Here is a 9,854-nt window from a genome sequence, read left to right as displayed (position 1 = left end):
AATGGAGGCGCCTCCCGGAGTCGAACCGAGGTCCACGGATTTGCAATCCGCTGCATAGCCACTCTGCCAAGGCGCCTCATTTGTGAATAAAGCTAAGCTTTTTCACCACCCTTTTGAGCCGTGCTCTCTTGGGTACGGGATGCATTCTACGGATTCGAGCGATCGAGTCAACACTATTTTTATTTTTTTAAATCGTTTGACTAGAATTTGTGCGAAAGACGATGGATTGCTTAGTTTTAATACTAAAAATCGCTTAAATACACTTGTTTATCATAAAACTTTGGCTACGCCTTACACTGCTGGCCGTGCGTTGCGTGCATTGGAGTATTAATAATCAGAAGACTCGCCTCTCTAAGACTCTCCAAGGACAAAAACAAGACTTAGATCACAAATGGAACTCTATCGAAGCAAAAGCCCCAGATACAAATTGTAAGCATGGCCGTTAGCAAGCATTGAAAAGCGAGAGAAGCAAAAAATGCTGTAGATTGTCTTAGATACAAAAAAGCAGGCTATTAAGCCTGCTTTCTAACATCAGAATTTAATGGTGCTCTTCATTCAACAGATCGTCTTTCGCAGCAGCCAAATATTGAATCATTGACCAATATGTCAAGAAAGTTGCCACATACAAGGCCGCAAAGCCTAGCCAAACCATCCATTCATCGTAACGCCATATCAACACCCATAAGGCGAACATTTGCGAAACAGTTTTTACTTTGCCAACCCAAGATACCGCAACACTCGCTCGCTTACCGATTTCAGCCATCCATTCTCGCAATGCTGAGATAATGATTTCTCGCGCAATCATCGTTACCGCAGGAATGGTCACCCAAATTGAATGATAATGTTCCGTGATTAGAATCAATGCCGTTGCCACTAGCACTTTATCAGCGACAGGATCAATAAACGCGCCAAAACGAGAAGTTTGGCCAAGTTTACGGGCCAACATGCCGTCAAGCCAGTCAGTAAAACCCGCTACCCAAAACACCATTGCTGCTGCAAACGGTGCCCATGAATAAGGTAGATAAAAGACAACCACAAAAACAGGGATTAGGAACAGTCTAAGAAGAGACAGAATGTTCGGGATATTCAAACGCATTTTATTATTCTCTTACACATTGCGGCTTAATGTTGCGCGATTTTCCTTATTGTTTCAATGCTTGGAAAATAATTTCTGCTAAAGAGTGACTTATTCCCGGTACTTTGGCGATTTCTTCGACACTTGCACGTTTAAGTTCTTGTAACCCACCCATGTACTTGAGTAACGCCTGACGTCGTTTAGGGCCGATTCCCTCAATCCCTTCGAGTGCACTCGTACGTCTGGTTTTACCTCGCTTAGCACGGTGCCCCGCTATAGCATGGTTATGACTTTCATCACGAATATGTTGGATAAGATGCAGCGCAGGAGCATCGCTTGGTAAATGAAACTCGTCCCCATCGACTGTAATCAGCGTTTCTAAACCTGGTTTGCGAGTAACGCCTTTTGCAATACCAATCATGATAGGACGCTTTGGCCAATCCCCCCAGTACTGCGAAATGATGTCATGCGCACGATTTAACTGACCTTTACCGCCATCGATAAAGATGATGTCGGGAATTTTCTCTACGTCCAATTGCTTCGAATAACGGCGCTCCAACGCTTGTCCCATTGCTGCGTAGTCATCACCACCGGTAATCCCAGTAATGTTGTAGCGACGATACTCTTGCTTAACGGGGCCTTCATTGTTGAACACCACACATGACGCAATCGTGCTTTCCCCCATCGTATGGGAGATATCAAAACATTCCATTCGAGCTATAGACTCCAAATTCAATGTTTCGCGAAGCGCATGAAAACGCTGATTAATCGTCATTTTGTGATTGATTTTGGTGGTAATCGCCGTTAGTGCATTAGTGTTCGAAAGCTTGAGATACCTTGCTCGAGAGCCAGTTGGCGACGTATGAAAATGAACCTTACGGCCTGCCACTTCACTTAACGCTTTCTGTATTGGCGCAATATCTTCTGCCAACTCTTGATTCAAAATAATACGAGAAGGAATTGTACGTGCTTCGTTATGGCTCAAATAGTATTGAGTCAGAAAACTATCGAACACTTCCTGCTGGCTTGTATTTTGTGGGATTTTCGGAAAATGGCTACGGCTACCAAGCACTTTGCCTTGGCGTATCATCAGGATATGGATACACGCGATACCATTCTCCTGAGCAAACCCGAGTACATCCATATCATCCATGCTGTCTTCTGAGACGTACTGCTGCTCTTGAACACGCCTAATCGCTTGGATTTGATCGCGAAATTTAGCGGCATCTTCAAAGCGCAATTGCTGACTGGCAACTTCCATTTTCTCGATCAGTTGTTTGAGTACTTGCTGATCTTTGCCTTGCAAAAACATGCGCACAAAGCCAACCAACTCTGCATATTCTTCATCAGAAATGATGGTATTAACGCATGGTCCTGCACAACGACCAATTTGGTACATCAAACATGGGCGCGTTCGGTTGGAATAGACAGTGTCTTCACACTGGCGCACAGGAAACATCTTTTGCAGCAAATGCAATGTTTCTCTTACTGCACCAGAATCTGGGTAGGGGCCAAAATATTCACCTTTGCGCTTCTTGGAGCCACGGTGGATAGAAAGCCGTGGGTGCTTATGACCGCTAATAAAGATATAAGGGTAAGACTTATCATCTCGCAGCAACACATTGTATTTCGGTAAATACTGCTTGATGTAGTTATGCTCTAAGATCAGCGCCTCTGTCTCAGTGTGAGTCACCGTGACGTCTATTTTGGCGATATTACTGACAAGCGCGCGAGTTTTCTCACTGTCTACTTTTTTTCGAAAGTAGCTTGAAAGGCGCTTTTTAAGGTCTTTGGCTTTACCTACGTAGATTACAACAGCTTCGGCGTTGTACATTCTGTAAACGCCGGGCTGATGAGTTACTGTTTTGAGAAAGGAAGCCGAATCGAAGGGAGGATTCACGCTAAAGGGTCTCGGTGTCCAGCATTCCGTGGCGAATCGCTAAGTGAGTTAACTCAACGTCACCATTAATGTCCAATTTACTAAAGAGTCGGTAGCGATAGCTGTTGACTGTCTTTGGACTTAAATTAAGTTGCTCAGAAATATCCGTTACCTTTTGGCCTTTGGTGATCATAAGCATGATCTGCAATTCACGCTCGGATAAGTCTTTAAAAGGGTTCTCAGAGGCTGGAGAAAATTGACTCAATGCCATCTGCTGCGCAATCTCTGGCGAGATGTAACGCTGCCCACTATTAACTACACGAATCGCATTCACCATTTCGTCAGGGCCAGCACCTTTGGTTAAATAACCAGACGCACCTGCCTGCATCACCTTGGTTGGAAACGGGTTTTCTGTATGAACGGTAAGTACGATGATTTTCACATCAGGATTCACGCGAAGAATTTTTTTAGTGGCTTCCAAGCCGCCAATTCCTGGCATGTTCATGTCCATTAAAACGACGTCAGCATGATTACTGCGACACCATTTTACTGCATCTTCACCGCTGTCAGCTTCTCCTGCTACGTTCATTCCACGGACGTCTTCAATAATACGTCGTATCCCTGTGCGAACCAGCTCGTGATCATCTACAAGGAAAACATTTATCAAACTTGTATCTCCACACTTTGTATTGGTTCTGCACCCACATAACCATTATTTGTTAAATGTGGATATCAGTATGACTGCCTATATACTAACGTAATCGACAAAAAATTGCTTTCTATGAATATGTGCTGAAACGCAAACTTTAGCAAGAACTTATTCATAAACCACTCTATTATTTTAGAGCGTGATGAGCAGAACCGAAATCTAAGAAAAGACAATTAACAACATTAAGTACAATAAATCAAGTAACTAGGTTTCATATTGCCCAGAGAAACACGCTATAACTTAAAATGACACTGTCCCTCTTGCACCAAAGACTAACTTGTAATCACTAATTCCAGCAAAAATTTGAGACGCTTTCTTTACTGGTTATTTTTACAGTTCTTAGTGTTAAACTAACGTTCTTCAAGTTTTCTAAGGTTTCTCACATTTGAATATTCAACAAGGCTTCCTGCTAACTCGACAGGCACGAGACATCAAAGGTCAAACTCAAATCGAGCTGTGGCTTTCGACAGAAGCAGGTCCTACTCAGTTACTTATTAATGGTGAGAAGCCAGTATTTTTCATCGCTCAGAAACACTCAGAGCAAGCAAAGACACTCGCACGAGAAAAAAACATATTCGTCGACATCCGCCTTTTGGATCTCAAAACCTTTGAACATACGCCTCTTGCTGCCTGCTATACCAATGTAACCAGAGACGCTCTCGCACTCAAAGACACATTCGCTCAAAAAGATATCACTACGTATGAAAGTGATATTCGCCTCGCCGATCGCTACCTAATGGAGCGTTTTATCAAAGGCAGTATCGAGTTTACAGGCAATGTGACTCGCACCAATGGCTACCAACGCGTCCAGAGCGCAAAATGCCGTGCGGGGCAATATGAGCCGAAGTTAAACGTTGTCTCGTTAGATCTAGAATGCTCTGAGAAAGGCATTCTTTACTCAATCGGATTAGACAGCGTCATGGATTCCCGCGTTATCATGATCGGAGAACCAGAACCTTCGGAGACACCGATACAATGGGCTAAGGATGAAAAAGCGCTTCTAGAAGCACTCATCGATTGGTTTAAAAAATTCGACCCCGATGTCATTGTCGGTTGGAATGTCATTGATTTTGACTTTCGTCTGCTACACAAACGAGCAGAATGGCACAACATGAAGCTAATGCTTGGCAGAGCAGACCAAGCCAGCTTTTTTAGAAGTTCATCTCAAAGCCAACAAGGGTTTATCTCCATTCCCGGGCGAGTTGTGATGGATGGTATCGATACGCTAAAAACGGCTACTTACCACTTTCGATCTTGGTCATTAGAGTCTGTATCTCAAGAACTCTTGGGGGAAGGTAAAGAAATCCACAACGTGCATGACCGCATGGATGAGATCAATCGTATGTACCGCTCCGACAAACCATCGCTGGCTAAATATAATTTACAAGACTGCGTGTTAGTGAATAAGATTTTCAATCACACTCACCTGCTTGACTTTGCAATAGAGCGCTCTCGTCTCACTGGTGTCGAACTGGATCGTGTTGGCGGTTCGGTTGCAGCATTCACAAACCTATACATGCCTCAGATACACCGAGCAGGCTACGTCGCCCCAAACCTACACCCTGAAAATTGGATTGCCAGCCCCGGAGGTTACGTGATGGACTCCATCCCTAACCTATATGATTCTGTTTTAGTATTGGATTTTAAGAGTCTATATCCATCGATTATTCGCTCTTTCTTGATTGATCCTATGGGTTTAGTTGAGGGGTTATTGCTCCATATTGGAAAAGAAGAAAATCAGGCTGTACCTGGCTTTCGCGGTGGGCAGTTCCATCGTACGAAACACTTTTTACCAGAAATGATTGAAAAGCTTTGGGCAGCACGTGATGTTGCAAAGAAGAACAATGAAAAAGCTTTTTCTCAGGCAATCAAAATCATCATGAACTCCTTTTATGGCGTACTGGGCTCATCGGGATGTCGTTTCTTTGATACTCGGTTAGCTTCTAGTATTACCATGCGCGGACATGAAATCATGAAGCAAACTAAGGTGCTGATTGAGGAGCAAGGATATCAAGTGATTTACGGCGATACGGATTCCACATTCGTGTCGTTGAATCGACCATACAGTCAAGTAGAAGCTGACGCTGTTGGAAATCAATTAGTTGATTACATCAACTCTTGGTGGCAAGAACACCTGCGTTCTGAGTACAACCTAACATCTATGTTGGAAATCGAGTATGAAACCCATTATCGCAGATTCCTTATGCCAACGATTCGTGGCGCAGAAACTGGCTCGAAAAAGCGCTATGCGGGTTTAATCGGTGAAGGAGAGCAAGAACGGATTGTATTTAAAGGGTTAGAAAGTGCCCGTACTGACTGGACCTCGTTAGCACAGAAATTTCAAAATACACTCTATAGCATGATTTTCCATGGTGAAGATCCAAGCGACTATGTCCGAGAGATGGTTGAGAAAACTAACAACGGTGAATTTGATGAACAGTTGGTGTATCAAAAGCGACTGCGAAGAAAACTGCATGAGTATCAGAAGAACGTCCCGCCACAAGTGCGTGCAGCTCGTTTAGCCGATGAGATAAATGCCAAGCTTGGCCGCCCATTACAGTATCAAAACAAAGGGCGAATTGAATACATTATTACCGTGAACGGCCCTGAACCTTATGAGTACCTCAATAGCCCGATTGATTATCAACATTACATTGATAAACAACTCAAACCCGTTGCGGATGCGATTCTCCCTTTCATTGGGACGGACTTTGACAGGCTTTCAGCGCCACAAATGGGGTTGTTTTAGCCGATACGAAACTCTGTTTTCTGGTACTGTTTGACTAACCAATCACCAAACGCATCAATTAGCCCGATAACAGAACGCTTGGGAATACCCCGGCCAGAAAGTAAAATTTCTAGCCGCTCGATCTCAAGCTGCTTTTCAGGATGATAAGTTAAGAATACCTTGCCACATTGTATAGGGTCATCAAACCAACGTTTATCTCGATACATCACCAAAGAGTATGACGCTCTTAGTAACTTTTTTGCAATCACGCGCTGGGCGGCCACCTGCTCTTCTATCGTCTTCGCTTGTACGATTTTTTTGCGATACACCGTAATCCAATCTTCCACATCCATATTCCAGTGCTTAGCAATTTCCCAACTTGGGACGTAATCACCAAAACAGTCTGCTAGATCATCACCATAAACACAGACACAGCAATGCTTAAGCATAAAGCCCCAAGTGAAAATACTGTCTAAATTAGCCACTTCACTCACTAAGGCTGTACGGACCGATACACCATTAACGTGAGGGTAACTCTGCTGCGCACGCCACTTAATTGTGTTGAGCAAAGTCGCGCGATTGTGCTCAAAGGATGATTGAGTAACGACAACCAGGTCTAAGTTCGACTTCCCAACGATCGCTGTTTTACGAGCAACACTACCGTATACATAAACGCTGTGTAAGTTTTGCCCCAATCCACCTTTGAGACAAGCGGTGACTTCCCTAATTAAAGGCGCAAACTCTGGTTGAAATGGTTGTTTAGGATCGATAACAGGCAGAGACATGACTTAAAACGTGTTCTCAGATGGTTCAAGAAGTTGGGCTATATGTTCTCTTAGCCGACTCACCGAATCAAGTCCATTCAGGTGTTTAGTCATGGGAGTAACAACAAATTTCTGCAATGAATTTTAATGCTAGGCGGCTAACTTAGCGCTATAATCACCGAGTTTTGCTTAATAAGTATGAATAGGAATATACAATGCCAAAGGCAAGTGAAATCAAAAAAGGCTTCGCAATCGAGTCTAATGGTAAAACTCTTCTAGTTAAAGACATCGAAGTAACGACTCCTGGCGGTCGTGGCGGCGCTAAAATCTACAAAATGCGTTGTACAGATCTAAACACGGGCGCACGTGTAGATGAGCGTTACAAGTCTGATGACGTTGTTGAAACGGTAGAAATGAACAAACGTGCAGTTGTGTACTCATACGCTGACGGCGATGAGCACATCTTCATGGATAACGAAGACTACTCACAATACACATTCAAGCACAATGAAGTTGAAGACGACATGCTGTTCATCAACGAAGATACACAAGGTATCCACATTATCCTTGTTAACGGTGCTGCAGTGGGTATTGAACTACCATCTTCTGTTGAGCTAGTGATTGAAGAAACTGACCCTTCAATCAAAGGTGCTTCTGCATCTGCTCGTACTAAACCAGCACGCTTCGCTTCAGGTCTTGTCATCCAGGTTCCTGAGTACATTGCAACTGGTGACCGTGTTATCATTAACACAGCTGAACGTAAATACATGAGCCGAGCATAAGCATGTCTGATTTGATTTCTTACGACGACGTCATCGACGCAGCGTACGACATTTTCCTTGAGATGGCTCCAGATAACCTAGAGCCTGCTGACGTGATTCTGTTTACTGCGCAATTTGAAGATCGTGGTGCCGCAGAACTTGTTGAAACCGGTGATGACTGGGTTGAACATGTTGGCTTCGAGATCGACAAAGAAGTATATGCAGAGGTTCGTATCGGCCTAGTAAATGAGGAAAATGACGTTCTTGATGACGTATTTGCTCGTATGCTAATCAGCCGAGACCCTGAACATAAGTTCTGCCATATGCTTTGGAAACGCGATTAACGTTTCTTCATCATGAACAAAAATACCAGCCTAGTGCTGGTATTTTTTTATCTGTTGTTTTCGTCTAGCTGAGATATTTGTTTATACAAAGCACCCTGCTCTATATCGGCTTTAGATCCTTTTGTTATGTAACAGATAAGAAAAAGGCTTGCCGAATTGGCAAGCCTTTCTGATGTTTTGCTATCGATTAACGATGCTTGTTGCGTGCGCCTTGGTCACCAGCAGTCTTCTTCGGCTTACGACGAGAAGGGTTGTTGCTGCGACCTTTTGGCGTGTTAACACGCTCTTCATGGCGCTTAACTGCGCGACGAATTTTTTGGCTGCGTGCACGCTCACGTTTGCGTGACGTGTTGTCTTTGTTCAGATCAAGCATGGTTTCTTTCTCTGGACGAAGCTCTACAAGCTCACGCAAGTAGTTTACTTCTTTCAGGTCAAGCTCCATCCAACCGCCACGAGGCAGTTTCTTGTCTAAGAAGATGTCGCCGTAACGAACACGTTTCAGACGGCTAACGGTACACTCTTGCGATTCCCATAGTCGACGAACTTCGCGGTTACGACCTTCATTGATAACAACGTAAAACGTGTGGTTCATGCCTTCACCACCCGCGTAAACAACATCTTCAAAGCGAGCTAAACCGTCTTCCAGTTCAACACCTTTTACTAGATTACGAACTTTCTGTTCAGTTACTTCACCGAACACACGTACTAAGTATTCACGTTCAACTTGGCGGCTTGGGTGCATTAAGCGGTTCGCCAGTTCACCATCCGTTGTGAAAAGTAGAAGACCAGAAGTGTTCGCATCCAGACGACCAACTGAAATCCAACGAGAGCCACGAATTTTTGGCAGACGATCAAAAACAGTACGACGACCTTCTGGATCGTGACGAGTACACAGTTCACCCTCAGGTTTGTAGTACGCAAGTACACGACAAATCACTTCTTCTTGAATCTTTGCAGAGACAATGTGACCATCGATACGAACTACGCTGCTCTCGTCTTCAAGTCTTTCACCAAGCTTAGCGACTACACCGTTCACGCTAACGCGACCAGATTTAATTAACGATTCAATCTCACGACGAGAACCGTGACCAGCACGTGCTAATACTTTTTGTAACTTTTCGCTCATTTATCTACCTATGTGTCGTCTTCACAGACGTCTAGACCAGGATTGGTCTGCATTTTGCTATTTACCCATTTCAGTGGGATTTTTCGGTCGGACATTATACGTAACTTTCTTAGTTAATGTAAGCTAAATAGGCGCCATTCTCCACACCAAAATTCACTTCAAAAATGACCGAAATATTTGTCCTATTCTGCAACTTTTTTACTACTTAATGCAGGCATTGCTCAACGAGAATCCCACTAATATCGGTCTTCCTGAACCACTTTAACCACGCTGTACCTGATAAAATTGTCAGGGTTACAACAATAACCACTTGGGGTGTGTTTACTGTTCGTATTGCTAGAAAGCAACGAAGAATAAGCCGTCCCTGTTTGCTGCTAAGTAATACCAATCACCGCAGACAATGAGCGCTCATAGCAAAACAAGGTCGTGGGTAGCAAGACAAAAATTGTCTTTAAGTCATTAGTTCAC

8 protein-coding genes and 1 tRNA gene are annotated in these 9,854 nt (G+C 43.8%); 3 read left to right on the top strand and 6 right to left on the bottom strand.

What is annotated here, in order from left to right:
- Nucleotides 1-2: 2 nt before the first annotated feature.
- From R7Z50_RS13900 to uvrY, 4 genes are all read right to left on the bottom strand, one after another.
- Nucleotides 3-76: transfer RNA gene (locus R7Z50_RS13900), tRNA-Cys, on the bottom strand.
- Between the two features lie 462 nt (nucleotides 77-538).
- Complete coding sequence (gene pgsA / locus R7Z50_RS13895; RefSeq protein ID WP_005394805.1) at nucleotides 539-1,096, bottom strand: CDP-diacylglycerol--glycerol-3-phosphate 3-phosphatidyltransferase; 558 nt, start codon at nucleotides 1,094-1,096, stop codon at nucleotides 539-541.
- Nucleotides 1,097-1,142: 46 nt separating this feature from the next.
- The gene (gene uvrC / locus R7Z50_RS13890; protein ID WP_206970706.1) at nucleotides 1,143-2,975 is read right to left on the bottom strand and encodes an excinuclease ABC subunit UvrC; all 1,833 of its coding nucleotides are present in this window, start codon (nucleotides 2,973-2,975) and stop codon (nucleotides 1,143-1,145) included.
- 1 nt (nucleotide 2,976) lies between these two features.
- The gene (gene uvrY, locus R7Z50_RS13885; RefSeq protein WP_005386783.1) at nucleotides 2,977-3,621 is read right to left on the bottom strand and encodes a UvrY/SirA/GacA family response regulator transcription factor; all 645 of its coding nucleotides are present in this window, start codon (nucleotides 3,619-3,621) and stop codon (nucleotides 2,977-2,979) included.
- A 427-nt stretch (nucleotides 3,622-4,048) separates the two neighbouring features.
- On the opposite strand from uvrY, the gene R7Z50_RS13880 reads away from it, so the two are divergent.
- Complete coding sequence (locus R7Z50_RS13880; RefSeq protein ID WP_213896692.1) at nucleotides 4,049-6,412, top strand: DNA polymerase II; 2,364 nt, start codon at nucleotides 4,049-4,051, stop codon at nucleotides 6,410-6,412.
- Here the strand turns inward: R7Z50_RS13880 and R7Z50_RS13875 are convergent.
- A complete protein-coding gene (locus R7Z50_RS13875; protein WP_017635724.1) occupies nucleotides 6,409-7,176 on the bottom strand; it encodes an elongation factor P in 768 nt (255 codons plus the stop codon). The two genes, R7Z50_RS13880 and R7Z50_RS13875, sit on opposite strands and share 4 nt — an antisense overlap.
- 194 nt (nucleotides 7,177-7,370) lie before the next feature.
- Between R7Z50_RS13875 and yeiP the strand changes: the two genes are divergently transcribed.
- Nucleotides 7,371-7,937, top strand: a complete 567-nt coding sequence (gene yeiP, locus R7Z50_RS13870; RefSeq protein WP_005376801.1) for an elongation factor P-like protein YeiP — start codon at nucleotides 7,371-7,373, stop codon at nucleotides 7,935-7,937.
- 2 nt (nucleotides 7,938-7,939) lie between these two features.
- Complete coding sequence (locus R7Z50_RS13865) at nucleotides 7,940-8,260, top strand: HI1450 family dsDNA-mimic protein (RefSeq protein WP_005376800.1); 321 nt, start codon at nucleotides 7,940-7,942, stop codon at nucleotides 8,258-8,260.
- Between the two features lie 187 nt (nucleotides 8,261-8,447).
- On the opposite strand, the gene rluB is transcribed toward R7Z50_RS13865, so the two are convergent.
- Entirely contained in the window at nucleotides 8,448-9,386 is a 939-nt protein-coding gene (rluB, locus tag R7Z50_RS13860) for a 23S rRNA pseudouridine(2605) synthase RluB (RefSeq protein WP_005376798.1), read from the bottom strand.
- Between the last annotated feature and the right edge of the window lie 468 nt (nucleotides 9,387-9,854).

Source organism: Vibrio sp. 1249-1 (assembly GCF_033340495.1).
The sequence above is the reverse complement of the archived record's forward strand: the minus strand, read 5'-3'. Positions and strand labels throughout refer to the sequence as shown.